At 49.0% G+C, this 25,427-nt stretch carries 21 protein-coding genes; 9 read left to right on the top strand and 12 right to left on the bottom strand.

The annotated features are described in order from the left end of the window. The 6 genes from AAC022_RS17710 to AAC022_RS17685 all read right to left on the bottom strand — a co-directional run bounded on the left by AAC022_RS17710 (position 1) and on the right by AAC022_RS17685 (position 8,979). Positions 1-2,004, bottom strand: coding sequence for a hypothetical protein (locus AAC022_RS17710; protein ID WP_339733217.1), 2,004 nt, complete (start codon positions 2,002-2,004; stop codon positions 1-3). Positions 2,005-2,249: 245 nt separating this feature from the next. Then, complete coding sequence (locus AAC022_RS17705; protein ID WP_339733216.1) at positions 2,250-3,707, bottom strand: DUF1501 domain-containing protein; 1,458 nt, start codon at positions 3,705-3,707, stop codon at positions 2,250-2,252. Positions 3,708-3,948: 241 nt separating this feature from the next. Further along, on the bottom strand, positions 3,949-6,627 hold the full coding sequence (locus AAC022_RS17700) for an FAD-dependent oxidoreductase (protein WP_339733214.1): 2,679 nt from the start codon (positions 6,625-6,627) through the stop codon (positions 3,949-3,951). After that, positions 6,624-7,067 carry a hypothetical protein gene (locus tag AAC022_RS17695; RefSeq protein WP_339733212.1) on the bottom strand — a complete coding sequence of 148 codons (444 nt, stop codon included), beginning with the start codon at positions 7,065-7,067 and terminating at the stop codon, positions 6,624-6,626. Before AAC022_RS17695 ends, AAC022_RS17700 begins: the two co-directional genes overlap by 4 nt. After that, positions 7,064-8,116, bottom strand: a complete 1,053-nt coding sequence (locus tag AAC022_RS17690; protein WP_339733211.1) for a DUF1559 domain-containing protein — start codon at positions 8,114-8,116, stop codon at positions 7,064-7,066. Before AAC022_RS17690 ends, AAC022_RS17695 begins: the two co-directional genes overlap by 4 nt. A gap of 74 nt (positions 8,117-8,190) precedes the next feature. After that, a complete protein-coding gene (locus AAC022_RS17685) occupies positions 8,191-8,979 on the bottom strand; it encodes an IclR family transcriptional regulator (RefSeq protein ID WP_339733209.1) in 789 nt (262 codons plus the stop codon). Between the two features lie 116 nt (positions 8,980-9,095). Between AAC022_RS17685 and AAC022_RS17680 the strand changes: the two genes are divergently transcribed. From AAC022_RS17680 to AAC022_RS17670, 3 genes are all read left to right on the top strand, one after another. Beyond that, positions 9,096-9,839: an SDR family oxidoreductase gene (locus AAC022_RS17680; RefSeq protein WP_339733207.1), complete on the top strand. Its 744-nt coding sequence runs from the start codon at positions 9,096-9,098 to the stop codon at positions 9,837-9,839. Positions 9,840-9,851: 12 nt separating this feature from the next. Beyond that, complete coding sequence (locus AAC022_RS17675; protein ID WP_339733205.1) at positions 9,852-10,016, top strand: hypothetical protein; 165 nt, start codon at positions 9,852-9,854, stop codon at positions 10,014-10,016. A 94-nt stretch (positions 10,017-10,110) separates the two neighbouring features. Then, positions 10,111-10,320, top strand: coding sequence for a hypothetical protein (locus tag AAC022_RS17670; RefSeq protein WP_339733203.1), 210 nt, complete (start codon positions 10,111-10,113; stop codon positions 10,318-10,320). Between the two features lie 16 nt (positions 10,321-10,336). On the opposite strand, the gene AAC022_RS17665 is transcribed toward AAC022_RS17670, so the two are convergent. Continuing rightward, complete coding sequence (locus AAC022_RS17665; RefSeq protein WP_339733201.1) at positions 10,337-11,245, bottom strand: aminotransferase class IV; 909 nt, start codon at positions 11,243-11,245, stop codon at positions 10,337-10,339. A gap of 18 nt (positions 11,246-11,263) precedes the next feature. Next, entirely contained in the window at positions 11,264-12,292 is a 1,029-nt protein-coding gene (locus AAC022_RS17660) for an FAD:protein FMN transferase (protein ID WP_339733199.1), read from the bottom strand. A gap of 50 nt (positions 12,293-12,342) precedes the next feature. Here AAC022_RS17660 and AAC022_RS17655 point away from each other — a divergent pair, with 50 nt between their 5' ends. The 3 genes from AAC022_RS17655 (at position 12,343) to AAC022_RS17645 (ending at position 15,444) form a co-directional block, all read left to right on the top strand. Continuing rightward, positions 12,343-13,386, top strand: coding sequence for a formylglycine-generating enzyme family protein (locus tag AAC022_RS17655; RefSeq protein WP_339733196.1), 1,044 nt, complete (start codon positions 12,343-12,345; stop codon positions 13,384-13,386). A 142-nt stretch (positions 13,387-13,528) separates the two neighbouring features. Further along, positions 13,529-14,857, top strand: coding sequence for a Gfo/Idh/MocA family oxidoreductase (locus tag AAC022_RS17650; RefSeq protein ID WP_339733194.1), 1,329 nt, complete (start codon positions 13,529-13,531; stop codon positions 14,855-14,857). Between the two features lie 137 nt (positions 14,858-14,994). After that, positions 14,995-15,444, top strand: coding sequence for a GNAT family N-acetyltransferase (locus AAC022_RS17645; protein ID WP_339733192.1), 450 nt, complete (start codon positions 14,995-14,997; stop codon positions 15,442-15,444). 32 nt (positions 15,445-15,476) lie between these two features. On the opposite strand, the gene AAC022_RS17640 is transcribed toward AAC022_RS17645, so the two are convergent. Genes AAC022_RS17640 through AAC022_RS17630 form a run of 3 tightly spaced genes read right to left on the bottom strand, consistent with a single transcriptional unit; the run spans position 15,477 to position 19,167 of the window. Continuing rightward, positions 15,477-16,853 carry a DUF1552 domain-containing protein gene (locus tag AAC022_RS17640; protein WP_339733190.1) on the bottom strand — a complete coding sequence of 459 codons (1,377 nt, stop codon included), beginning with the start codon at positions 16,851-16,853 and terminating at the stop codon, positions 15,477-15,479. Between the two features lie 46 nt (positions 16,854-16,899). After that, positions 16,900-17,235, bottom strand: a complete 336-nt coding sequence (locus tag AAC022_RS17635) for a DUF1585 domain-containing protein (RefSeq protein WP_339733247.1) — start codon at positions 17,233-17,235, stop codon at positions 16,900-16,902. A 3-nt stretch (positions 17,236-17,238) separates the two neighbouring features. Further along, on the bottom strand, positions 17,239-19,167 hold the full coding sequence (locus AAC022_RS17630; protein WP_339733188.1) for a DUF1592 domain-containing protein: 1,929 nt from the start codon (positions 19,165-19,167) through the stop codon (positions 17,239-17,241). A 268-nt stretch (positions 19,168-19,435) separates the two neighbouring features. Between AAC022_RS17630 and AAC022_RS17625 the strand changes: the two genes are divergently transcribed. From AAC022_RS17625 to AAC022_RS17615, 3 genes are all read left to right on the top strand, one after another. Beyond that, positions 19,436-20,308, top strand: coding sequence for an ion transporter (locus tag AAC022_RS17625; RefSeq protein ID WP_339733186.1), 873 nt, complete (start codon positions 19,436-19,438; stop codon positions 20,306-20,308). A 151-nt stretch (positions 20,309-20,459) separates the two neighbouring features. After that, positions 20,460-21,617, top strand: coding sequence for a VWA domain-containing protein (locus AAC022_RS17620; RefSeq protein WP_339733184.1), 1,158 nt, complete (start codon positions 20,460-20,462; stop codon positions 21,615-21,617). Between the two features lie 67 nt (positions 21,618-21,684). After that, the gene (locus tag AAC022_RS17615) at positions 21,685-23,943 is read left to right on the top strand and encodes a VIT and VWA domain-containing protein (RefSeq protein WP_339733182.1); all 2,259 of its coding nucleotides are present in this window, start codon (positions 21,685-21,687) and stop codon (positions 23,941-23,943) included. 13 nt (positions 23,944-23,956) lie between these two features. Here AAC022_RS17615 and AAC022_RS17610 read toward each other — a convergent pair whose 3' ends face one another. Then, positions 23,957-25,321 (bottom strand): MFS transporter, encoded by a 1,365-nt coding sequence (locus AAC022_RS17610; RefSeq protein ID WP_339733180.1) that lies wholly within the window; start codon positions 25,319-25,321, stop codon positions 23,957-23,959. Between the last annotated feature and the right edge of the window lie 106 nt (positions 25,322-25,427).

The following is a 25,427-nucleotide window of genomic DNA, read 5'->3' as shown; positions in this document are numbered from 1 at the left end:
TTACGGTTTCTCGATCGGCTTTGGTTCGATGAGGCCGCTGACTCTGGTGACGACTAGGGTCTGGCGGCTGAGAAGCTGGTTGTTTTTTGTGTTATAAACAGAAGTTTCCAGCTGCGCAATTCCAAAGGGGATCTGGTCTGAAATCCAGAGATCATTGCGATAGCGCAGTTTTTGCTCTGCTTCTGTCTGGGATGCAATTGTGACTGCGACTTGAGAAGCCGCCAGTTGGCAGCGGAACGCATCCTCGCGGAGTGGGGTAAATAAATGTCGGATCTTTCCCGGGTTATACTTCCGGCTGCGGGGCATTCCATAAAAAAATCGGTAAGCCGCATATTTTTCGGACTGACTGACTTCCGCATTCGGCCAGCGTAAGAACTCTTTTGGCCATTGACCCGCTTCGAAGGCAGGCACGTCAATCGTGTATTGTTTTGTTTCTACTTCTTCTGTGCCGAGGTAGTGTGAGACCTGTATTGTTCGCAAGTTATCATTTGCTTGCTCATTAGCAGGCTTCACAACACGGATTCTAAGTTTGATCAGGCGACCATCGTTAGCCGGGCCTGTGAATTCGACAAAGGGTTCTGGAATCTCCAGCGTTGGTTCAGGAATCGAAGCCAGCCAGGTTGTTAGCGGGCGTTCCATCGCAGGTGGACGTTGATCGTAATGAATCCAGCCAGATTGTTTTAAGGCTGTGAATAACCAGGGAGCCCGCCAGGGATTGTGCAATGGATGGTGGGCTGAAAATACCGATCCCAGCAGACAGACGACTCCCAGTACCTGTAGCCAGCGTTTGTGAGAAAACTCATCTAGGAGTGGGATCATGCTGATCAGCCAGAACGGCGTGAGCCACAACATCCAGCGAAGTGCGGCACTATTACCACCGTAGTTGTAGTTGCCCGTTCGAGACAGATAAAAGCCGAACACAATCAGACTTAAGCAGACACTGATCCATAACAGGGGTCGCAGAATATGGTCCTGTGTTTTTCTGATCCGCAAACAGGAAATTAAAGTCAGAAAATAAATCGGCGAGAGTGAGAAAATGCCGTGATGTCCCAGGGTGCAGTGGAACAGATACACCAGCGGCGAATCCAGATTCTGATCGAGTCCCTGGGGATTTTTCCAGTAGCTGGGGATGCCACGGTATTCGTATAAATATTTCTCCGTCCCATAATACATATAGAACGGTTTCCAGCCTCCCGTCGCCGCATAGTTGGTTACAAAAAATCCCATCAGAGGGACCAGCGCTGCAGGGGTGAAAACAAGGCACGTTAACCGCGGGTTTGCCTTGAACAGGAGCCCGAACACAATCAAACCGAATAATGCTGCCGGCAATTCATTGCAGCAGGTAAACATGGCAAAGAAACCCGCCAGCAGAAAGTAACGTTTCTTTTGTTCCTGATCGAGCAGGATTCTCATCAAAGGATACAACGTGAAAACCGCACTGGCGGCTGCAATCGAGTGATTGTTCAACGTTAACAGAAATGGTGTTAAGAGTGTCGCAAAGCAGGCTGCTGTGACGACGAAGTAGCGGGAGAACTCGGTTCGCGCATAACGTTCAACCATCTTACAGATCAAAATAAGGGCGATCAGCATCGGCAGCAGATTGACGATAATTAATATAATGTGTGCGACATCATAGAGATTCGAATTCAAGTTCATCCCGGTGGTCGTTTTAATCATCCAGTAGAGACCTGCCACCATCGTCGGGAAGAGGGGGGGCTTGGATGAATAAAAATGCTCGTTATGTCGAACCTTGTCGATACTGGACCAACTGGATCGCTCATTGATTGTATCGATCTGGAAGGTGCCTTCTTCTACCAATGACCAGACGGTGCACCAGCGCGAACGATCGTTGGCGCTTTGCAGAGGCACACTGTTGAGGATCGCAGCCAGGTTTTGGCCCATCGTAACCGTCAACAATAATACATAAACAAACCAGCGTAGTCGGGTCGAACTGATGCTTTGTTCCTCAGGGGAGAGCGATGGCGCGGCGGTAGAATTTGGCATATAATCAGAGACGTTTTCTGAAAGGACGCAGGTTGAAAATCAAAGAGAAAGACGAAAAACAGACGTGACACAAGGCAGAATGATTTCCGGATTCAACATGCAGATTATAAGATGCCACGAAAAAAGCAAACGGGGAACAGCCACCTTTGCAGCCTGTTTTTGATATTTTCACTAAATATGACTGGATAACAGGTCTGAAATAGCGATAGCCGAGCATTCTGATAAGTGGCTGCTGGCACGAATACTTAGAATAACTCGTGGATTGGTTCGCCATCTTCGATGGCAAAATTGGGGCGACCTTTTTCATCAATATACTGGGTATCCAAGGGAACTCCCATGTATTGATAGATCGTCGCTGCCAGGTCTCCCGGGCGAACGGGACGATGTTTGATCTCGGCACCATCGTGTTCACTGGCGCCAATCACCTGACCATGATTCATGCCACCACCGGCCAGACACATCGACATCACCACGGGCCAATGGTTGCGGCCATCGGTACTGCCCTGTGTGCCGGATATCGGAGAGCGACCGAATTCTCCCATCGCAATCACCAGCACCTGATCCAGGATCCCCCGTTCTTCCAGGTCCTGGACCAGCGTTGTCAGCAGATGGTCAAACAGTGGCAGTATGGGGCCAAGACCATTTTTGATACCACCGTACGGAGGGATATTATCGCCGTGATTGTCCCAGGTTCCGGAAGCCGTATGATAACTCAGATCAAGTGTAACGAAAGAGCTACCTGCTTCAACCAGGCGACGGGCGAGCAGCGCTTGTTGGCACCAGAGGTGTTTTCCATAGCGGTCTCGTGTGGCCAGTGATTCCTGATTCAGGTCGAACGCTTCTTGCACACGTTGACCAAGTACCATGTCATACGCACGTTGACTGTAACTGTCGACGGCTGACATCGAACCAGCCTGGTCAATATCACTCCGCAACTTATCAAACTGCTGCATTAAATCACGTCTGCTTTTCATCCGTTCGTAGGACAGTCCGGGGGCAAATTGAAACATTTTGCCCCCACTTGTTTTCCCGGAATCTTTGCCCACCATGTCATAGACAGGCAGGTCGGCTGCATCGTTCGCGATGAATGGATCGTATTGTTTTCCCAGGTGACCACCCCAGGCAATATGCGATTGATGTTTCATGAACGCGACATAGGGCGGCATGCCGGGATGGTTGGCGCCATGATGCTTAGCCACGATCGAAGCCATTGCAGGGTACTTGTCACCTTTGCGGTTAGTACGCGGGGTTGCGCGCAGGTTGGCAGTCTGCATCACCTGATTAGGCTGATGGCTGCTCATCTTAGGATCGACTGACCGGATTAAGGTGAAACGATCCATCATCGCGGCTTGCTTGGGCAGCCGATCAGTGATTGTGATACCTGGCACTGATGTTTGTGTGACTCCGAACGGCCCTCGGTTTTGAATCGGCCGATCTGGTTTGGGGTCCCAGGTATCAATGTGACTCGGTCCTCCCGTCATCCAGAGGAGAATCACACTTTTTTTTGACAGAGAAGATTGACCAGCAGCCTTGAGTTGATCGGAAGCTTGTAACAGTTTGGGGACCGACAGTCCTGCCAAGCCTGCCAGAGAGGCCTTGAGCATATTCCGCCGACTGCGTAACACCAGACCTTCAGGAACCAGCGGATTAAACGCGGTAAATGCATGTTGGGTGTGATTACGTGAGTGGTTTCTGGACTTCATTGCTGATTCCATTCCCCATGTTGGTTAACGAAGTGCGAGCGACAGCACGACTTAAATATTTAATCTTCTTAAATATATCGTCATTTGCTGATGCGTTCAATATCGATCTCACGTTGCTTGGGAAAAATAACCAGAAATTGGTTTGAGTCAGGAAACCTGGCTGGCGCAGGCGTAATTCTTCAATATCGATCCTGTGCCAGGTGGATCCATCGGAAAATTCAGTTGAGAAAGCCGGCTTCACTTATTTCTTCGGGGGGGCTGGCTCGAATGCGACCCAGTTCAGACAGGTGTTCTTTCCAGCATTCGACTTACCAATCTCAATGGTCAATCGCTGGTCCGAGACAGTCACGCTCGTTTTCCGTTCCAGGAAAAAGCCGTCATTCGTTGCTTCGTCTTTGATGACCTGCTTTCCTTCAACGGTGACCCATTGTCCGGTTTGTTCGTGTCCTGAGTCTCCAACGCAAACGGTCACGAGCCATGTTCCATTCGGAACTTCACATTCCCAGATATCGTGATCTCGCGTAAATATAAAGGTATCGCGGTAGGTCTCGGGAACTTTTTTTCGGTGTCGCTGATTTTGACTGAGATCCCGCTGCCAGCCATATCCCCGTTTGGCGTCGTAGGCATAACCATGGTCTGATTCAAAATCGGAAAGAGGAGCCGCCTTCTTTCCCGTGAAATTGATTCGCCGGGCATATTTCGTTTTGTTTTTGCCCAACAACCCATCCTGGTCTGCAGTTGCTTTTTTTTTCTTCCACTGAATTTGTTCGCCCGGAGTAAACAGACTGGGGTCATCGATGTCTGGAATTCCATCGCCGTCAGCATCATTGGGTTTCACTCGAGAGTAGGGGCGTAGGGGCAACTCTTTCAGCGAATCCCATAACCGTTGGCAGTACTCGCCTCGACTGAGTCCCTCTTCCAGGAATATCGGCAGGTTGGCGACTTCAACGGTTTTGTAAGCGAGTTGTCGCGTTTTCTGGCGCCATTCCGTGGTCGCGAGTGCATCCGGTTGAAAATCAACCTTACGGACTTCCATCGGTAAAATACCCCGTGCTGCCAGTCGGTTGATGGCGACAAACGCCGGGTGCGATGGTGCTAAATCACGATAAGGCCAGATCAGTACTGCCACCCCTTCTTCCGAAGCACCACACAAAGCATGGCGGACCTGCTCCAGTCGCTCGCGATCGTAGGGGATGTCGCGGGCTGCGATGTCCTGTTGTAAAGAGATCGCTGCCGTTGCACCTGCGGCTTGTCCGAGTGTGACACATTGATCATGCAGACGAATCGCCGCGCTCACAATACTGCTATAGCCCACATTTTTCTGTGCGCCCATTAACCCATCCATGTCGATCGGAACCAGACTGCGTAATGGAAATACCGAGCGGTCGCTGACCAGCTTGGTGTTTCTTCCCGGTTTTTCAAAATCGATCCATGGCCCGGTGTTTCCCTCTGATTTTAAATACGCGCGTCCGGTGCGGTGAAAGTCATAATGAAACTGCCAGGCGAATAACCCGTCCGGATACATGACCCGTGAAAAACGCTCGCGCGCGAATTTCTTGGTCGGTCCATCCATATTTCGGCCATCCTGCTCGCGCATCATATACATGGCTTTCAGACGCAATGACTCTCGGATATAGGGTTTAGGAGGCAGTTGATCTGTCGTGCCAAATTCCTGACTCAACTGAAAGTGTCTGAAACTATTCGTTTTATCAGGGGCGTGTTCGTGCACAAAATTCTGCAGATGATAGAACAGGCATAATGAATGTCGTTTGGCGTCGTCAAAAATGATCTGTCGCTGACGACGATTCATCAACACAATGTTTTTCGTCGATGCGCCAGGCTCAGTTGCTTCCAGTGCGTCGACTACATGCTGGGGGAGTCGTTCCAGTGGGTAATCCTGCCCCAGCATATAATTCAGCAGGATGCTCGTTTTGTGATCTTTGCTGGTATAACCATCCACAATTCGACGTACGGTAAAAATTGAAAGCTGTCGCGGCGATGCTTTGCCAGCATCCGGCCAATGTGGAATGGATCCCAGTCTCGCCGGACGATCCCATTTCAGATGTTTCATCTCAGCCAGACTCAGTTTCGAGGTCCGCACAAAATTGCGATCATCATAGCGTTCCGGCTTTGAAATGGGAACCTCTTTGTCGGCTTCTTCAACGATCATCGCCCATGTGATCGGATTCATTTCATTGGCAGGATAATCATCAGTATTCAGTGGGGCACTCGGTTCGTTGTAACGCGAACGCGGATCGGCCCCGAATTCAAATTCCGCTCCCGCAACCTGGATTGCGTCGCCCCAGTCTGATGCATCAATTGTTAATTTCGCAGCAATGTGCAGGTCCGGCGTTTCTGAACCGACGGGGGCAAACCAGAGCCCCGTAAGCTGCGGCCTGGACGCATTCTGTTTTAGATCTGCTTTCACCGGATAATGTTGTGTGATCAGTCGCACCTGACCGTTATCGATATAGGGTTGCAACATTTCCCGGAAGATGGCCTGCGCTTCAGCGGGTCGAAATGTAGACGGACCATGATACGGACGGCCTGGCATGGGAGAGCCATACTTTTCAGTATTGAAAGCTTCAATGCGATCCATCAGTTCTTTGAATAGTCCGCTGCGATGAAACGAACGCTTCATCGGGTGCCAGTCGACTCCCCAGCCGACTTTGCCCGGCCCTTTGTTTTCATCGACGCAGGCCAACGCCTGTTCGGTGTATTGTCCGCCCAGCCATTCCCCGTCCAATACGAGTGTGATCGATTTTACTCCCAGCCGCGCGGCTTGAATCGTAGCCGCCCACCCCGATTCCGTTCCCCCGACGATTAATAAATCGGTTCTGGATTCCTTTACCTCCGCCTGGAGTGGGAAACAGATCGCGAAGATGGTCAAACAACAAGTGAGCGATTGTATTTTAGTCATCGACGTATCTTCTTATTCGAGGTGTGTTTTATGTCATTTGATGTAATATCAAAATTAAGAGTTGTATTTTCTTCGGGAAGTGATTGTTTCAACGTGTAGTCTACAAAGATTGGGGTGCCGTCGCCTAATTCTCCGGCATCCACCTTTCCATCAAATCCGGAGATGAATATTTTATAAGGGCCGCCCAGTAGGCCTTTTTCGGGTAACGTCTGATAGTAACCTTCACTTATTTTAGCCATGCTGCCGGGGCCAGGTTCAGAGTCTGGTTCAAATGAAATGTATCCGACAGGAACTGGCTTTCCATCAAAGGTAACGGTTCCTGAATAATGATATTTTTTGAGATCGGAACCTGATCCTCCACACCCTGCAGTGGAACAGAACAATAAAAGAATGACTAAGTCGCGGGATCCGTTCCATTTGAAATATTGAATGCTGCTCATCGTTCAAAGCCTCCCAGAGGGTAACCATCACCTCGGTCGGCGAGAGTTCGATAAGTCGTTAAATCCATGTTTTCGCTAAGGAAGTGAACTGAACCATCAGCCATACAGACATGGCAGCCGCCTTCATGAAAACTGCTAAAGGAACCATTCATTGCACCGCGATTACTGTATCCCGTGTCAGTCTTTGAACCATCTGAATCCAAGTAGTTTATTTGCCAGCGTGCTCCTATTTGGACGCCAGGGATTTCTCCTGGTGCCTGGTGACTGGAATCACTGGATGCCCAACCATAATGCGCATCGGCAGGGGTGCGACTTCCCGGACGAAGTTGGTACTTTGATTCAGCGACCATGAAAATGTTAGTCGAACCATCCGTTAAATCACGCATACGAATTTGGGAATCGGTGTGGAGTACTCCGTTTGTAAAAAACCAGCGATCGGTTTGAGTAGAGCATCTTCCGGATGCCGGTCCGGTTGCGCCGCCGTTCACACCAAAGTAACTGCTGTTATTGGCGCCCGTTTGAGAATTGATATCACTGGGACATTGGTACTTGGGGTTGCTTCTTAAAAATTCCGCATGGTTTGCAGCTGAGCCATGTGGGTGTGATCCCGTGGGAGCGTGATTCGCAAACCCCGTAAATGCCTCTTCGAAGATGAAGGAATTGTATCGATTACTTTCATCAAGAAAAGGTAATATCAAGACAGTCCAGGGAGCTCCATTTCTGACGTTCGTGCCGCTCGCTGGAAAATTGCACCAGCCCGTTTGTGGAAAAGAACTACCCATGACGGTTCCCGGGGGGAAGACACGATGCGTTTCGTGATAATTATGTAATGCCAGTCCTATTTGCTTTAAGCGGGTTTTGCAATCCGAACGTCTGGCTGCTTCACGTGCTTGTTGAACTGCTGGCAGCAGTAGTGCGATGAGGATTGCAATAATGGCGATCACAACCAGCAGTTCAATGAGAGTAAACCCCTTTCGGGCGAATCGAATCAGTTGCCGGTGATGTTTCCGTATCTGGGGTGATTTCAAATTGGAGTACCGAACTGACATGGTCTTTTGCTCCTTTGTTAATCATAAGTACGAATGGCAAAGCAGGTGTTAAAAGTTCGCGTATGAATTAATCGTTAGACAAATCCCATTCTCGCTGAAATTTCGCTGGCGTGTTTCATGACCAATGAACCCAGATTCTCAAATTTCAGATGGTTGATCCGGGTTTCAGGTCCTGTAATCCAGATTGCGGCGATGGGGTAACCGCTATGATCAAAAATAGGAGCGGCGACGCAGTTGATACCTTCCACTTCTTCTCCCCAATCAACGGCGTAGCCCAGTTTACGAGCTTTTTTGATCTCAGATTTGAATTTGCTCAAACTCGTAATCGTACGCTCGGTGTATTTCTTTAGCGTCAAACCAGAAAGCATTGCTTTCTGTTCCGCAGTCGGCAAATACGCGAGCATTGCTTTGGCGGGGGCTGCAACGTGTAACGGGAAACGCGTGCCTAATTCGACAAAGACCTTAATCGGATGATTGCTGCCAACTTGGCCCAGAACGACGCCCTCCTGGTCAATCAATCGGCCTACCAGCGTTGTCTCGCCGGATTCATCGCGCAGACGGCGTAGCACATCAAACGCATTTTCCAATAATTGCTCTGCCCCGGTCCCTTTGCTTCCCAGTCCCAGAAGTTTACCGCTGAGTCGAAATTTCTGCGTTTTCTCATCGCGCAACACATAGCCATGTGCCAGAAGCGTATTCAGAATTCGAAACGAACTGTTTTTCGGGATTTCCAGCGCAACGCTCACGTCACTCATGGTCACTCCTTCCAGTCGTTTTGACAGATATTCCAATATTTTGAGTGCCCGCTCAAGATTAGGCACATGGTATTTTTCGGTATTGATTTGAATGTCTTTTTTATTCATTGTTTGTCCAGTAGAAAGGTGTTTGGGATATGGTACATTGATATTGGCACCTGTCAATCAAAAATTAAGTCGATCAAAACAAATCAAGATTAACTAAAAAAGAAGGGGCATTGTTTGTGGCACAATCATTAGTGGGGAAGACAGCCGTTATTACAGGTGGCTCAAGAGGTTATGGAGCAGGGATTGCCAAAATTCTCAAAGAAGCGGGAGCGGATGTCTGGATTACTGGTCGTGATCCTGTGTCTCTTAACAAGACGGCTCAACTTCTGGGGGTGAAGCATCTGGCCGCAGATGTCGTTATTCCAGATGATTGGGATGTGCTGATCCAACGTGTTTTAGCAGACACAGGGAAGCTTGATATTTTAGTAAATAATGCCGGCTCAGCGGTTCGGATCAAACCACTTGACGAACAGACTGATAAGGAAATTATCGAATCCATCCAAGTTAATTTGATAGGGACAATGCTTGGCTGTCGGCGAGCTGCAAGCACGATGCGGAAACAAAATTCGGGAATGATTATCAACATTTCCAGTATCTGCCAGCAATTTGCCTGGCCTGGTTGGGCAGCCTATTCAGCAGCAAAAGCAGGCGTTGCGCAAATGTCTCGGTGTCTCTATGCAGAATTGCGAGCACATGGGATTCGGGTGACAACGGTGGTGCCTTCCTGGGGAGCCACTGATTTTACTTCAACGACAGAAGATCTAGCGGATGCACCTGCGTCTGATCCATTGATTCATCAGCAATGTATTCAGCCTGACGAATTGGGAGAAGTGGTCGCTCATATTTGCACGCTTCCTTCACACCTGGAAGTTCTGGAATATACGTTGCTCCCCCGAGTGCAAGAAATTATCCCTTTGTAAGAAACGATTCCTGTGACAGATTTCGTAGGTTTTTCAGAGACTGTATTACGAAAAATGGATGAGCTCGATTTTCCGTCGTCGGAAGAAGAATTTCACATCCGAGTTCTGTATGCCACTATTCTGCATCTGCTGGGGTTTGGCAGCACAAACACGATCACTCTGGAAATGAGAGTTTGATATGTACTTGTGTTGACTGGTTTGTTATGCTCAGATGAAGACAAGACAAGATCTGAAAAACAAGATCTGAATCAATGGCAAAGGGAGTGATTTTATGAAACCGAAAACCGCAGTACTTCTGATACTGACCACTTCGATATTCTTTGCTTGTGCAATCATTCTGGCAGACAAATTGCTGGAAGGCACGAAATATAATCAGATTGTGATGTATTCACTCATCGCTCTGTGGTGCGTTCCCTTTGCGTATTTGTCGGTTGCATCCAGACGCCCCAAGCAAACATCTTTTACTGGTACAAACAAATAACGCTTGCGTTAGAATGTTAAACTGACTGCGCCTGTTCGACTAGATCAACGCCCACCATCTCACTCCATGCCGCCAGCAGCTTCTTCGTGATCGGACCGACTTGGCCATCGCCAATCATGGTGCCATTAAACTTCGTCGTCGGCATGATGCAATAAGGCGTGCTGGTGAAAAAAGCTTCGTCCGCGGTGATCACGTCGTAGGGCAGTAGCTGGCATTCTTCGATGGGAATATTGAGCTTCTCGGCCAATAGAAAAATCGTTTGTCGACTGATTCCGTCCAGGCAGTTGATCGTACTCGGTGTGCGAATCCGGTTGTTCGTCACCAGGAAAAAGTTGCCTCCTTTGTTTTCCGAGATAAAACCATCGGTGTCGAGCAACAGGCTCTGGGCCAGCGGGTCAACCAGTTTCACTTCCGACTCAGCCAGCGTATACAGAAAACGGCTGCGGTTTTTGATCCGTGCGTCAAGCGATTGTGCTGGTTGAATTCGTGTAAAAGGAGTCACAGCATGACAGCCCACTTGATAGAAGTCGGCCCAATAGGATAAATCGAGTGGTAAAGTGACAATCATCACCGTTGGTTTTGACTCCGCCGGTTTTTGTCCGCTGGAAGGAACCCAGGTTCCGGGAGTGATATTGTGAATGATCCAGGCATCGGTACCTGTATCGTAATTTGGCTTGTTTTTCTCCCAGACTTCCAGTGTGAGTTGTTCCAATTCATCCGCCGTCATGCCTGCATCGAACCGGGCTGCTTTCAGACTGAGAAACAGGCGATTGATATGGTCACGCAAACGATACGGCTGATGTGCGAAGGTGCGCGTGGATTCGGTAACGGTCATTCCCAGGCTGATCGCGCCGTCAAAGATCGAAATCTTTGCTTCATTGGCAGGAACATATTCGCCATTCAGATACACCAGATTCTCAGACATGGAAGTTCCTCTCAAGATTCAATTCTGTTCCAGTTCATAACACGAAAAACAATTCGACTCGTATGATCTTAGTTGTCCCGCTTCGTGTCTGAGAATCAAACACGCGGTTCCCGGTTTTTTGTCAATCAGTTTGATTCCCTCTGCTGGGCCCAGTACGCTGACAGCAGAAGCCAGGCTGTCTGCTGTCACACCATCCGAGGCAATCACAGTGACGCGACTCTGATCGGTCAGTCCCAGGCCAGTGTGCGGATCAACAATATGCGAATATCGTTTGGCATTAATGACGACATGCTGCAGTGCATCGCCGGACGTCGCTACCGCCATATTGTGTAATCGAAGATATCGATCAATCTTCGCATTCGGGGCATCCGAAGAAGAGATGCCAATTTTCCAGCCGCACGTACCGGGGGGAGGATCACCCAGAACAATGTCACCGCTGGCATCGACCATTGCCCGAGTGATGCCATGCTCTTTCAAAACACTTAATGCGATATCAGCGGCATAACCTTTCGCGATGCCTCCCAGATCAAGGCGCATGTCCTGTTTAGTCAGTTCAACGGTCTGATTCTGAAGTGAAATCTTCATCAATCCCGAGCCTACTTTCGAACGGGCCGCCTGAAATCGTTCACTGTCAGGCAGTTTCATTTGACGGCGAGCCCGACGCCAGAGTCGCACTACAGGGCCGATCGTAACATCAAATGCCCCCTTTGTTTCCTGTGAGAGTGCTTGACTTTTTTTCAGTAGTTTTAACAAGTGAGGACTGACTTTGATTGGTTTTCCCGGTCCAGATAACCGACATAACTGATTTAACTCACTTTCCGGATCGTAATCGCTGAGTATTTTATTAAGTTCCTTTATACGGGCAAAAGCATTTTGAGAGGCTTTGTTTGCGATTGGTTTGTCAGTAGCATATAATACGATGCTCCACTGCACCCCCATATGTACTTCCTGAAATTCATACCGACTCAGAATTTCGCTATCCGTGCACTGTTGATTGCCTGACAAGGTGGAGAGCAGCAGGCATGTCTGAAAAACGTATGACATCATCAACCCTGATAAAAGACCGATTGAAGCTTACCGATACGGAGTAAACTAAGATGCTTAGCGTATGTCGATACAGTCTCTTAATGCAAGGCAAATACGCATTCCTTGCTGCAATCCTGTTTTCTGTTTCTCTGGCGAGTGCCGGGGAAAAAACCAAAGAGATGAAACCTTACACAGAAAAGATTGCGAATACCGATATTTCTTTCGACATGGTGCCCATTCCCAGCGGCGAATATATGATGGGCAGCCCTGCGAGTGAGAAGAATCGGGAAGAGGATGAAGGCCCACAGATCAAAGTCAAAATCGAACCTTTCTGGATGGGCAAGCACGAAGTCACCTGGAACGAATATGATATCTGGAGCTTCAATCTCGATATTCAACGTCGGAAACTGCTACGGGGAAAATCGGACGCAAAAGAAAAAGCCGCCGATGTAGTGACTCGTCCTACCAAGCCTTACACCGATATGACCTTTGATATGGGCCACGATGGCTATCCCGCCATTTGCATGACTCAGTTGGCTGCCAAGACCTATTGCAAATGGTTAAGTGAAAAAACAGGTCACTATTATCGTCTGCCGACAGAAGCAGAATGGGAATATGCGTGCCGTGCTGGTACGACGACCGCTTATTCATTCGGCGATAATCCGGAAAAGTTAGATGACTATGCCTGGCACTATGCCAACTGCGATGACACCTATCAGAAGGTCGGTAAGAAGAAACCAAATCCCTGGGGATTGTATGACATGCACGGCAATGTCTCCGAATGGGTGCTCGATCAGTATATTCCCGATGCTTACAAAAAATGGAGTGGCAAGGGGACACTCAACTTCCCGATCAACGTACCAAGCACCCTCTATCCTCGCGTTGCGAAAGGTGGGTCATGGGATGATGAACCAGAGGGACTGCGAAGCGCGAACCGAATCGCTTCCAGCGCCGACTGGAAAATTCAGGATCCACAGCTTCCACAAAGTATCTGGTATCACACCGATGCGATCATGGTGGGATTCCGAGTGGTGCGTCCTTTAAAAGTACCAACGGCTGAAGAACGCAAAAAATATGGTCTTGATCCAGCAATCCCTGAAGATGAAGGACGCTGATCGTAAGCCATTGTGAAGGAAATTATTGGAAAACAGATGCACTGGTAGAAAATCAACAAACGATTTGTCTTACTTAATGCATATGTAAATTAGGAAACGTATAACAGACCAAATCCACCTGCAGATTAGGGAAAGGCCTCTGATGACTCAATCTAACAATCAATCAACATCCAGACGTGACTTTTTGAAAACAACAACGGCAACTGCTGTTGGGACTGGAATTCTTTCCAGTCTAGGATCGACGGCTCATATCTATGCGGGCGGAGACGATAAAATCAAAGTCGGTCTGGTAGGCTGTGGGGGCCGCGGTACTGGTGCTGCTTCGCAAGCCTTGTCCACAGACGGCAACGTCAAACTGGAAGCCATGGGCGATGCGTTTAAGGATCGCATGGATAGCAGTCTGAGCAACCTGCAGAAACAATTCTCCGGCCGTCCCGAACGAGTTGACGTTGCCGAAGAGAAGAAATTCATCGGATTCGATGCCTACCAGGAAGTCCTCGACAGTGGTGTCGATGTTGTGATTCTCGCAACGCCTCCCGGTTTCCGTCCGATTCACTTTGAAGCCGCCGTCAATAAAGGCGTGCATATCTTCATGGAAAAACCGGTTGCCACTGATGTCACTGGTGTCAAAAAAGTCTTAGCTGCTGCTAAGAAAGCCAAAGCAAAGAACCTTGCTGTTGGTGTTGGTTTGCAGCGGCATCACCAGGCTCCTTATATCGAAACCATCAATCGCTTGAAAGACGGTGCGATTGGCGATATTACTTCAATGCGTTGCTACTGGAACAGTGGTGGAGTGTGGGAACCACGTCTGGCTCGCGAAGATGCCAAATCAGAAATGGAATACCAGATGCGAAACTGGTACTACTATAACTGGTTGTGTGGTGACCACATCAACGAGCAGCACATTCACAATATTGATGTCTGTAACTGGTTAAAAGATGATTTCCCCGTCAAAGCGTATGGCATGGGGGGACGTCAAGTTCGTAGCGACAAGAAGTATGGTGAAATCTATGACCACTTCGCTGTCGAATTCGTCTATGCAGATGGCACTCGGTTGAATAGCCAGTGTCGACACGTTCGCAACTGCTGGAACAGCGTGACTGAGCATGCTCAAGGAACCAAAGGTTCTTGCGATATCAGCGGTGCCAAGTACGAAACCGACGCCGGTTACAAGTGGAAATACAAAGGCAAGAAGGCCAACCCTTACCAGGTGGAACACGATGATTTGTTTGCTGCCATCCGTAAGGGGACACCTTACAACGAAGCGGAATATGGCGCCAAATCAACCATGACCTCCATTCTGGGACGTCTGGCAACCTATAGCGGAAAGCCAGTCACCTGGGACGAAGCCATGGCATCAAACGTCGATTTGATGCCGAAAGAGTTCTCTTGGGAAGGAACCCCCGTTACGGTTCCCGATGAAAATGGTTTCTACCCGATTCCAACACCGGGTGTAACCAAAGTTCTGTAAGATCTGTTAAATGTCTCTTCCAAAGCCGATTTGTTCTTCACGAGCGAATCGGCTTTTTTTATGTGAACGAGTTCAGTACACTCTTCCGTTGAATTCAGAATCTACTTCTTTCAACATACATTAAACGCACAAGTAAGATGCCTCTCCAGAATCAGATCACAGTCGTCACTCCCGCAGATTATCCCCGTGCCTTAGAAGTCTGGGAATCTTCCGTACGGGCTACGCATGATTTTCTGACGGAAGCAGACATACAATCGCTCAAGCCTCTGGTGCAAAACCATTGTTTGATGCGAATGTCTCTCTTTTGCATCCGTGACGAGACCGAAGCTGTGGTCGGTTTTCTGGGCGTGGATGCACCAAAAATTGAAGCACTGTTTGTCGATCCTGCCTGGCAGGGAAAAGGCGTAGGCCGCACATTGGTGGGGTATGCGATCAAGGACCTGGATGCGGATCTTGTCGATGTGAATGAGCAGAACGAACAGGCGCTCGGCTTTTATCTGCACTTGGGATTTGAAGTCGCGCATCGCTCTGAACAGGATGGTTTCGGGAAGCCGTTTCCCTTATTACATCTCAAGCTACCCGGCTAAGTGTTACTTAGTCAGAGAGCAGGCTCTTTCAATCAGATCAGTCCCTTTAATTCGCCGGTACTGTCTCCAAAGCGGTCTGCTTTGATACCCATTCGGTTCAGCATCGAAACGTAAAGGTTACATAACGGCGTATCCTTGGGAGCCGTCAGGCGACGGTTCGGACGAATGGTGCCACCCCCTTTGCCTGCGAGAATGACAGGCAGGTTATGCTCATCATGCCGGTTTCCATCCTTGATCGTGGAGCCGAACAGCAACATCGAATTATCGAGCAGTGTCGATTCTCCTTCACTTAAGGAACGCATTTTATCAATGACGTAAGCCAGTTGTTTGATGTGCCAGGTTCCGATGGATTCATACATGTCGCGTTCTTTTTGCTGTTCTCGATGATGTGACAGTTGATGGAAACTCCCTTTCACTCCATCCAGGAAGGAGAAGTTACGACCAGTCTGGGCATTACCAAACATGAATGTCGAAATCCGGGTGGTGTCGGTCCAGAACGCCAGCACCATGATATCCAGCATCAACCGTACGTGTTCCTCATGATTCTTTGGAATCCCCGGGCCGGGGCGGGGGACGTCAAAACGCCCTTCATTGATCCAGCGTTTTTGTGGTTTCATCGCCGATTCAATCCGGCGTTCAACGGACCGCACGGAATCCAGATACTCATCAATTTTGGCCCGATCATTAATCCCCACTTTCCGTTGCAGCGACTTCGCATCTTCGCGTACCAGATCCAGCACGCTGGTATCATCACGCTGTAGAGACTTCACAACCTGAGGCTGGTTCGGATTAAATCCCGAAACGACTGGGCCCGCAGAACTGGTCCGAAACAGGCGATCAAAGGCAAGCTGAGGAATGATTTCCTTGGGGACCGGCGAATGCGGATCACGCCAGGCGATATGCGAACCGTAGATGCGCGTAAAACCGCCGCCAATATTATCGACACCGTTGCGTGCAGGATCGACTCCTAGTTCGAATGTCGGCAGGGGAGTGCGATTTCCAATCTCACGTGACATCACCTGATCGAGCGAAATCCCGCCGGTATCCATATCCCGGCCCGATGTTCGAACCACAAATCCACCAGACAGAAACGCGGGAACTTTCGGCCAATGACCATTCCGGCCGACCGTCTGTTCGTTCCACAGATTTTCCAATAGCAGGAATTCTTCTTTGACTCCTGCCAGAGGTTTGAGCATCGGAGTCAAATCGAATTGATCGTTCTTATTATGAGGGGGATCCCAGTGCTTGGGAACGACGCCGTTGGGCATAAACAGGAAGGCGGTACGAACCGGAGGCCGGGAGAGACTTTCCGCAGCCCTGCTTCTGGAAGCCATTGCATCCAGCCAGGGCAAGGCCAATGCCGCGCCCATTCCATGTAACATGGTTCGTCTTGAGATTGGTAAAGCCATCTCTTGTCCTTCCTGTCTTTCGTATGACAGTATTAAAAACGAAACGTTATTTTGTACTTTTTGATTTTAACTCAGTCGCAGTTCCATCGCGATAGAGAAACGGCTTGCTTAAGACGATTTCACGAATCAGCGTCTGTGACTGGTAGCCGTTTTGTTCCAGTTGTTTGACAATCGTTTCAATGGTACAAGCGTCGGCGTCTTCCAGGCTGCGCCCCAATGCATAGCCCAGCATTTTGGCGGTGAAATGCCGCGACAGCTCATCTTTTCGCTTCAGTAGAATTTTCTTCAATTCAGCTGGACCTGCGAATTTTTCGCCCGAGGGAAATTCACCCGTCGCATCGACGGGTTGATCACGTTCCTTTTCTCTCCATCGGCCAAACAGGTCCTAATTTTCCAGCCCAAATCCAATGGGGTCGATAATATCATGGCAGGCGGCGCAAGTGGCATGTTCACGATGTGTTTCCAGAATCTGCCGAATGGATCGCTTTTTGTTTTTGCCGCTCTTTTCTTTGAGTGGGGGAACGCCCGGCGGCGGAGAAGGAACGGGCGTTCCGAGTAGTGTTTCCAGTACCCAGGCACCTCTTAAGACAGGGCTCGTACGCTTCGGATACGAGGTCAGCATATGCACGCCACCCAGCCCCAGCACACCTCCACGCCTGCCATCGGAGATCGAAACCTTACGAAACTGTCGTCCTTTGACCCCTTCGACTCCGTAATGTTTCGCGAGACGTTGCGTTAAAAAAGCATAGTCGGCGTCAATGATTTCCAGCAGACTTCGATTTTTCTGAAAAATGTAATCCATCATCTGAATCGCTTCTTCGCGAAAGTCCAGAGCCAACTCGGATGAATAGATTTCACGAAAGTTGCCGCCTACTGGTGAGACGCGACCTCCAACATCTTTGGTACCCAGCCATTGTTCGGTAAACAATTTGGATAACGCACGTGCTTTCGGATTGGCCAGCATTCGGGTGATTTGCTGATTCAACACAGCCTCTTTGTGTAATTGACCTTCGTCAGCCAATCGCATGAGTTCTTCATCCGGCGTACTGGCCCAGAAAAAGTATGACAGCCGCGTCGCCAGTTCAAAATCAGAAATCGGTTGCATCTCCGACTGCGCGCTGTTGGCTTCGGTACGAAATAAAAAGTGGGGAGAAACCAAGACTGCCTTGAGTGCCAGCTTGACGCGTTCTTCAAAAGGATCACCGCGGTCAGCGGCGCGGTCATAGAGCTGCATCAACTGCCCAAGTTCCTGCTCGCTCACCGGTCGCCGGTATGCTTTCTTTGCAATATGACGAATGATCTTCTGTGCGGAATCTCGATTTTGTGGCTGATCTTTTCCACCTACCTGAAAGATACGTTGATGAGCTTGTTTCTTCTCGATAAACGGCGTGCCTCGTTGCTCGATTAACTCCATCGACAGGACGTTCACGGCTGCGTCAGTTTTCGGGATAGCCAGGGTAATCGAATGTAAGCCGCGCATCAGACGCACATCCGTAGACAATGTTTGATTTGCTTTATTGCTGAGTTCGAATCGATGAGCCTTGATTCCGTCGATCTTTAACACGACATGCGTACTTTTTTTCTCGGGCACTTGCAGTTTGACTTTGACTGCATAGTCGCTGGTGAGATAAATGCCTTCGATAATCGCAATTTCTGCACCCGCAGGGATCGTGCGCGTCCCCGTTTGATTCTCTTTCAAGGCTGGCAGGAATTGAGAGGCTTGATATGTTTTCTTGATCGGGGGCGTGATAATGGCCGCATCCAGAATCTGCTGAGCTGTTTCCAGATAGCGTTCCATTAAGATCGGTGGTAGAAACAGGGTTTCGCCGTTGTTATCAAAGCCTTCACCTCCGGCACCATCGTTGGGAAATGTTTCCGAGAACTTCAGGTTCAGACCAAACAGATCCCGTATGGTATTATCATACTCGGTCCGATTCAGGCGACGTGGCAACACACGGCCCGCATACTGGCCGCGATCGCATGCGGTTTCACGCAGATAGGTCTCGATCCAGTTTGCAATCCGTAACCGCTCCTCTTCGGTCGGCTGAGGCTCATCGGCGGGGGGCATGGTCCGGTTTCGCAACTGGTGTGATGCACTGAGCCAGATCTTGCTCGATTCAGTGATTTCGTCTGCCGTTTTCGCTGTCAGGAGTCTGACGTCGCTTTTCGAATCTTCTGTATCGTGACAGTCTGCACAATACTTGACCAGGATCGGGCGAACGGATTTTTCAAAGTAGTCTGCGGGTTCCGGCTCGGCAGCAAACGTGCTACCACACAGCAGGCAGGCAATCTGACACCAGAAAACGATACGCATATTCAGACCTGTTCCAGGCTGGGAGGGAAATTTGTGCAAAGGCAGGCAGCGGGAGAATTCTCCCGGAGTGAACAGTCTCTCATTATAAACGGATCAGGAACCAGTGAAAAGCATTGATCCGATTACTTTCCCATTGCGTATATCACTCATATCCAAAAGATCTTTCTTGCCAGGTGAATCAGGTTGACCTCATCAAGGTATTTAGCACATAATCCCCTTCGCAACACGTCGTATCGTATTCAGCGTCTTAATCCTTGAAAGCTTCTCTATGTCTGATTCGAAACCTGCTCAAGAGACGAAACCAGAGACTTGGCGCGAGCGTCTCTATGAGATTATCTTTGAAGCAGATACACACGCCGGAAAACTGTTTGATGTCGTGCTGCTGATTGCGATCTTATTAAGTGTACTGGTCATCATGTTGGAGAGCGTGGAATCATTTGATGACCTTTATGATTTCCAATTTCATATTGCCGAATGGTTTTTCACGATTCTGTTTACCATCGAATATGTAGCGCGCATCATCTGTGCCCGTCGACCACTACGGTATGTCTTCAGCTTCTATGGTGTGGTGGACCTGCTTTCCATTTTACCTACGTATCTGATATTTATGGAATCAGATGAAATGCAGCGTCTGGGGGTCATTCGTGCCTTGCGGTTGCTGCGTGTATTCCGAATCTTCAAGTTGGGGCATATGCTGACCGGGGCATCTGAACTACGGCATGCCATCTGGACCAGTCGCTCAAAAATTATTGTGTTTTTGACAACAGTCCTCATTGCAGTTGTCATTGAAGGTGCTGCATTGCACTTAGTGGAAGGTTCTGTCGAAAGAGAACCCGGCGTAGAAAATGGCTTTGATTCGATTCCCCAAAGTATGTACTGGGCGATCGTCACAATGACAACTGTTGGCTACGGTGACGTCACACCAGTCACTCCTTTGGGAAAATGTCTGGCAGCAATGATTATGTTTTTTGGCTATAGCCTGATTATCGTCCCGACGGGAATTGTGACAGCAGAGTTAGCGCATTCCGGCTCAAAAATGGACCCATCACTAATATCGACCCAGGTCTGTCCGGAATGTATGAGAGAAGGGCACGATTCCAATGCGACCTTCTGTAAATTCTGCGGTTCACGCTTGAACTGAAATTCTGCCATTCGATCTTCATAAAAAAAGAAGTTCCTGAAATCGGTCAATTTTTGGGAACTTCTTTTTTGCGCTCGCCGTCCAATGAGCGGTGCTCAGTGTGAAGCACTTCATTTCTCAGTAATCCTGTACTATTTCAGGAGTAATTTCCATGCGCAAACTGTTTCGAGTTACGGCCTTAATTCTCTTTACTTTTTGTCTGTCGATCCAAATGAGCCAGGCAAAGGAAAAACCGCAGCCAGCAGAACCTTCACAGCCCTCAATTGAGTTGGCGATTCTACTTGATACCAGTGGCAGTATGAGCGGGTTGATCAATCAGGCACGCACACAACTCTGGAAGATCGTAAATGAGTTGGCTACCGCCAAACAAAACGGACAAATTCCCGTTATGAAAGTCGCTCTGTATGAATACGGGAAGAGCAGCCTGCCCGCCAGTGAAGGGTATTTGCGACAAATCGTACCGTTAACGGAAAACCTGGACCAGATTTCCGAAGAACTGTTCGCATTACAAACCAATGGTGGTGAAGAATATTGTGGCCAGGTAATCCAGGCAGCCACCAACGGACTCAAGTGGAGTGAAGACCATGACTGTCTGAAAATGATCTTCATCGCCGGCAATGAAGGATTTGATCAGGGAAAGGTAGACTTTAAAGTGGTCTGCCCGGCCGCCGTCCAGAAAGGGATCACTGTTAACACCATTTTCTGTGGGCCCGAACAAACGGGAATCCAGACGGGGTGGAAAGAGGGCGCATTACTGGCAGATGGTTCTTATCTGAGTATCAATCATGGACTGAAAATTGTCACTCCTCAAACACCCTACGATAAGAAACTGAATGAATTGAGCCGGGGAATCAACAAAACCTATCTCTTTTATGGATCTCGACAAGAACAGGAAAAATCCAGCAACAGCCAGTCAGCCGCCGATTCATTGTCACTAGAAGCAGCTCCCGCGTCCGGTGCCGAACGGGCGGCGTTTAAAGGCTCAGGCCGATATCGCGCCAAAGGAGATCTAGTCGAAGCCATTGCCGGAAAGAAAGTCAAACTGCAGGAACTGAAAGAAGAAGAGCTGCCCGCCGAACTGAAAAAACTATCTCCCAAGGAACGGACGGCATTGATCAGTGAAAAGCAGAAAGAGCGAAAAGAAATCCAACTGCAGATTCAAGAACTCACCAAAAAACGAAGTTTGTTCATAAAAGAAGCAATGAAGAAACAGAAAAACCAGTCAAAGGACAACACGTTTGATGCCGCTGTGATCCGAGCGATCAGAGTACAGGCACAGAAAAAGAAATTTCAGTTCCAGTCAGAATAAAACCGTTTTAGAGCAGCAGGTCGAATCTCTTTTAACCGGAACGCACTTTCATCAGAGGAGCACTGTCATGCCAGGTTGTCAGCGTATTTTGGGAATCGTCGGTGCTGCTATGCTGCTATCCAGTATCAGTACCATGTCGTACGCCTGTTTTATGCGGGCTCCTCAACCGGTTCAGGTCTGGCTGGATCATATCAATGTCGATATTCAAGACCAGGTCGCCGTGAAGACTTACCGTTGTGGTTTCAGAAATCCAAACGGTCGGGCCATTGTCGGGGGCATCTGTTACATGGAACTGGAGCCGGGCACGCAGGTGAATAACATGTCCGTGCTCGTCGATGGGAAGGAAATACAAGCGGAGATCCTGGATGTCGAAAAAGCGAACAAGGTATTCCAGGAGATCGTGAAAACAGGAGGCTCGCCTGCACTCTTGGAGTATTATGGCAACCAGCTTATTCAGACCAAAATCCCGCGGGTCGAAGCGGGGAAAACTGTGATGGTCAAACTGACTTACACGACGGTGTTGAAAAAACGGGGCGATCTGATTCGTCTGCAGATGCTCAATACGAACCCCAAAGCGTTAATGCAACCGCTCAAGGAAGCTTCGGTGACAGTCAATATTCGTAGCTCTGAACCGATCAAGAATATTTACAGTCCGACCCATCAAGTGAAACTGGTTGAGAAAAAAGACTGGGATGTTTCTGTCGAATGGAAGCAGAAAGATTATCTGCCCAAACATCCGTTTGTCCTTTATTATCAAACGAGTCCCGATGAAGTCGGTGCCAGTCTGATCGCACACCGGGAACCAGGTGAACCCGGTTATTTCATGATGATGCTCTCACCCACTCAAGGTCAGGGCGTCGGGAAGCTGACTGAAACGCAGGTCCTGTCGAAAGATGTGGTCTTCTGTGTCGATACCTCAGGTTCCATGCTACAACAGAAAAAGATGGATCAGGCCCGCGATGCGTTAAAGTATTGTATCAACCATCTGCGTCCCGGAGATCGGTTTAATATCATCGACTTCAGTACAATAGCACGGCATTTCAATCAAGAGGGGCTAATCGAGTTTGACGAGGAATCAAAGCAGAAAGCGCTGGCTTATGCCGATGCGATGACGGCCCGCGGAGCAACTGCGATTGAAGAAGCGTTGTTACTCTCTTTGAAGCATCTTAAAACTGAAAAATCAGCAACCAGTCAGCGACTGAAAATGATTGTTTTCTCTACCGATGGTTTCCCCACCGTTGGCGAACGCGATGCCCAGAAACTGTTGAAAACCATCTCGCAGCAGAATACGGAAGATGTCAGGCTGTTCGTCTTTGGTGAGGGATACGATGTGAATACGAAGCTGCTCGACTTTCTGGCCTTTGATCATCGTGGAGAGGCGGATTACATTTTGCCCGATGAAGACCTGACGAAAAAAATCAGTCAATTTTTCGACCGGGTCGGCAGCCCGATCATGACAGATGTGTCGATCGATTTTGCAGGTGTGGAAGTAATCGATGTCTATCCGCGACAGGTAAAAGATATCTTCAAAGGCGAACAATTATTGATTTATGGACGTTATGCAGGTTCAGGTTCGAAAACAATTCATCTGACAGGCACGATCAACGGCGCTAAAATGACGCAGTCCTATCAGCTGGAATTCCCCCTGGAATCAGCCGATGATAAAAACAGTTTTGTGCCTCGGCTCTGGGCAGGGCAGAAAGTTGATTATCTGATTGCGCAAATTCGCAATAACGGACAGGCGAAACCGGATCAGGAGTTGGTAGACGAAATTACCTTGCTCGCGAAACAACATGGCATTGTGACGCCCTATACGAGTTTCTTAATGGCCGATGATACCGTTTCCGGAAATCGTCCGATGCCATTATTGAGAACGTATCGTGAGAAATTGGAACAGAAACTCCAAAAAGAACTGGCCTATGATGGGTTCAAACGTCGGGCGAGTGAAAGTGTGCGGCAGGAACAGGTTCTTGATGCGCAAAGTTCCAACCGGGACCGATATGCAGCCGGTAAAAGTGGAAATGCGGCCCGCTTTTACGAACAGGCGGAACGTGAAATGAAGAAGTTCAATAAGAGTGGTTCGGCTTTAAATTCGATTCGCTATATCGGCAATCGCACATTCTATCAATCAACAGGACCGTTCTGGAATGAAAGCCTGTATGACCCACAGCTACATAAAGATCTCAAAATGATCGAAGTCGGATCGGTAGAATATTTCCAATTGCTTAAACAGGATCAGCGGCTCGCCAAATATCTGTCGCTGGGAAATGTGATTCTGCAAATTGATCAGCGCTGGTATCAGATATCCGAAAAGTCACGCTCGTAAAGGACGATTCAAACTAGACGGCCGGTTCGGGTTCATTCTCTTCTTGTTTTTTAAACAACCGAGGAGGGTGAGCTGACCAGACGGCGGCTGCTGCGACAAGTGGCATGACAGTGAATAAACACAAGACCGGGTTATACGATCCGAAATAATCGATCGACATTGCAACCGGCAAGGGGCCCAGCGCGGAAGCCAGAATCATCATTGACCAGGCAACGCCGCGGACAGCACCCTGATTCATGCGGCCGTAATAATTGATCCAGACGACTGTCGCCGTGCTGCGAAAAATACTGCCGGTCAGACCCAGTAAAAAAGAATAACCGACCACCATCCAGATGGCGGGCATTGTCAAAACGATTAGATTCGCGACAGATAAACAGAGCATAGAGAAACACAGGATATAGCGGCTGGGAAGTCGGTCGGTGACCCAGCCCGCGGGAAACATCAATACCGTCGCACAAATTGCCTGGAAGGACATCATTCTGATGGCCCAGTTTTCGGAAACACCATGACTGCCCAGTAATGAAATCTGATGGAATACCAGTCCGGTACCTACCAGGGCATGTGTAGTGATTACGGTTAACAGTTTCCAGAACGTAGGATCACGCAGCACTTCGCGCACAGTCCAGGATTCAATCGTGGCAGTGATTAATGGGCGTCTCGGTTTCTTTCCGGGGGTTTCTTCTTCTGGCTCTGGATCCGGTTCCTCAGCAGGATCGATGCCATCGGGATGCAGGCCCATGTCTTCCGGGCGGTTTCTGACGATAAGGATTCCAGGCACAATCAAACAGACGGCAACGGTGACAGCATGAAAGATCCAGCCGGTTTTCCATCCATAGTGAGTAATCAGCCAACTATTGAGTAACGGCACCGTCATGACGGAAAAGGCACTCCCAAAACCAGCCAGGGCAGTGGCGCGGCCTCTTTTTTTTTCGAACCACTCACCCACCATCCAGACCGAAATTAATGTGAGTGCCCCTTGTCCCAGGCTGCGCACCAGACTGAATCCGATATACAGTTCCGGGAGTGTGTGGATGCGGGACATGAAAAAGCAGGCCAAAGCCAGTCCCGTTGCCGTCACTGGTAAAATGATTCGTGCGCCCCAGCGATCCAGCATCCGACCGACAAAGGGGAGTAAGCAGGCGCTGACAATGGTGGCAAATCCGTAGGCTAAGGAGTACTGTGTTTCTGATAGCCCCAGCCCAGCTCGCATTGGGTCTTTGAAAACAGCGACGGAAAATGACTGGCCGGGAGCCGACAAAAATTGCGCCATCGCAGCAATTCCCAGCATCGTCCAGCCAGGAAAATATTTATGGGTGGTGGAGATTTCGTCGTGATCTTTTTTTGGTTCCGCGTCAGCACAGGCAGGCTGCGAATTCATTTCTCTTGTTTTCTTCCCTGGGATCATTAAACAGTCGACACGGGGCGCGCGACCGGTGGGCTGAGCCCAAATATAGCAGAAGCAGAAACGATCGCGTAGGGTATTG

The sequence above is a fragment of the uncultured Gimesia sp. genome, from assembly GCF_963976445.1.
In the GTDB taxonomy this organism is placed as follows: domain Bacteria; phylum Planctomycetota; class Planctomycetia; order Planctomycetales; family Planctomycetaceae; genus Gimesia.
The sequence above is the reverse complement of the archived record's forward strand: the minus strand, read 5'-3'. Positions and strand labels throughout refer to the sequence as shown.

Excerpts from the sequence above, each read along its gene's own strand:
- AAC022_RS17650 (WP_339733194.1), top strand. The coding sequence starts at position 13,529 with ATGACTCAATCTAACAATCAATCAACATCCAGACGTGACTTTTTGAAA.
- AAC022_RS17645 (WP_339733192.1), top strand. The coding sequence starts at position 14,995 with ATGCCTCTCCAGAATCAGATCACAGTCGTCACTCCCGCAGATTATCCC.
- AAC022_RS17690 (WP_339733211.1), bottom strand. The coding sequence starts at position 8,116 with ATGTCAGTTCGGTACTCCAATTTGAAATCACCCCAGATACGGAAACAT.
- AAC022_RS17660 (WP_339733199.1), bottom strand. The coding sequence starts at position 12,292 with ATGATGTCATACGTTTTTCAGACATGCCTGCTGCTCTCCACCTTGTCA.
- AAC022_RS17710 (WP_339733217.1), bottom strand. The coding sequence starts at position 2,004 with ATGCCAAATTCTACCGCCGCGCCATCGCTCTCCCCTGAGGAACAAAGC.
- AAC022_RS17620 (WP_339733184.1), top strand. The coding sequence starts at position 20,460 with ATGCGCAAACTGTTTCGAGTTACGGCCTTAATTCTCTTTACTTTTTGT.
- AAC022_RS17640 (WP_339733190.1), bottom strand. The coding sequence starts at position 16,853 with ATGGCTTTACCAATCTCAAGACGAACCATGTTACATGGAATGGGCGCG.
- AAC022_RS17665 (WP_339733201.1), bottom strand. The coding sequence starts at position 11,245 with ATGTCTGAGAATCTGGTGTATCTGAATGGCGAATATGTTCCTGCCAAT.
- AAC022_RS17630 (WP_339733188.1), bottom strand. The coding sequence starts at position 19,167 with ATGCGTATCGTTTTCTGGTGTCAGATTGCCTGCCTGCTGTGTGGTAGC.
- AAC022_RS17655 (WP_339733196.1), top strand. The coding sequence starts at position 12,343 with ATGCTTAGCGTATGTCGATACAGTCTCTTAATGCAAGGCAAATACGCA.
- AAC022_RS17695 (WP_339733212.1), bottom strand. The coding sequence starts at position 7,067 with ATGAGCAGCATTCAATATTTCAAATGGAACGGATCCCGCGACTTAGTC.
- AAC022_RS17625 (WP_339733186.1), top strand. The coding sequence starts at position 19,436 with ATGTCTGATTCGAAACCTGCTCAAGAGACGAAACCAGAGACTTGGCGC.
- AAC022_RS17615 (WP_339733182.1), top strand. The coding sequence starts at position 21,685 with ATGCCAGGTTGTCAGCGTATTTTGGGAATCGTCGGTGCTGCTATGCTG.
- AAC022_RS17700 (WP_339733214.1), bottom strand. The coding sequence starts at position 6,627 with ATGACTAAAATACAATCGCTCACTTGTTGTTTGACCATCTTCGCGATC.
- AAC022_RS17685 (WP_339733209.1), bottom strand. The coding sequence starts at position 8,979 with ATGAATAAAAAAGACATTCAAATCAATACCGAAAAATACCATGTGCCT.
- AAC022_RS17610 (WP_339733180.1), bottom strand. The coding sequence starts at position 25,321 with ATGAATTCGCAGCCTGCCTGTGCTGACGCGGAACCAAAAAAAGATCAC.
- AAC022_RS17705 (WP_339733216.1), bottom strand. The coding sequence starts at position 3,707 with ATGAAGTCCAGAAACCACTCACGTAATCACACCCAACATGCATTTACC.
- AAC022_RS17670 (WP_339733203.1), top strand. The coding sequence starts at position 10,111 with ATGAAACCGAAAACCGCAGTACTTCTGATACTGACCACTTCGATATTC.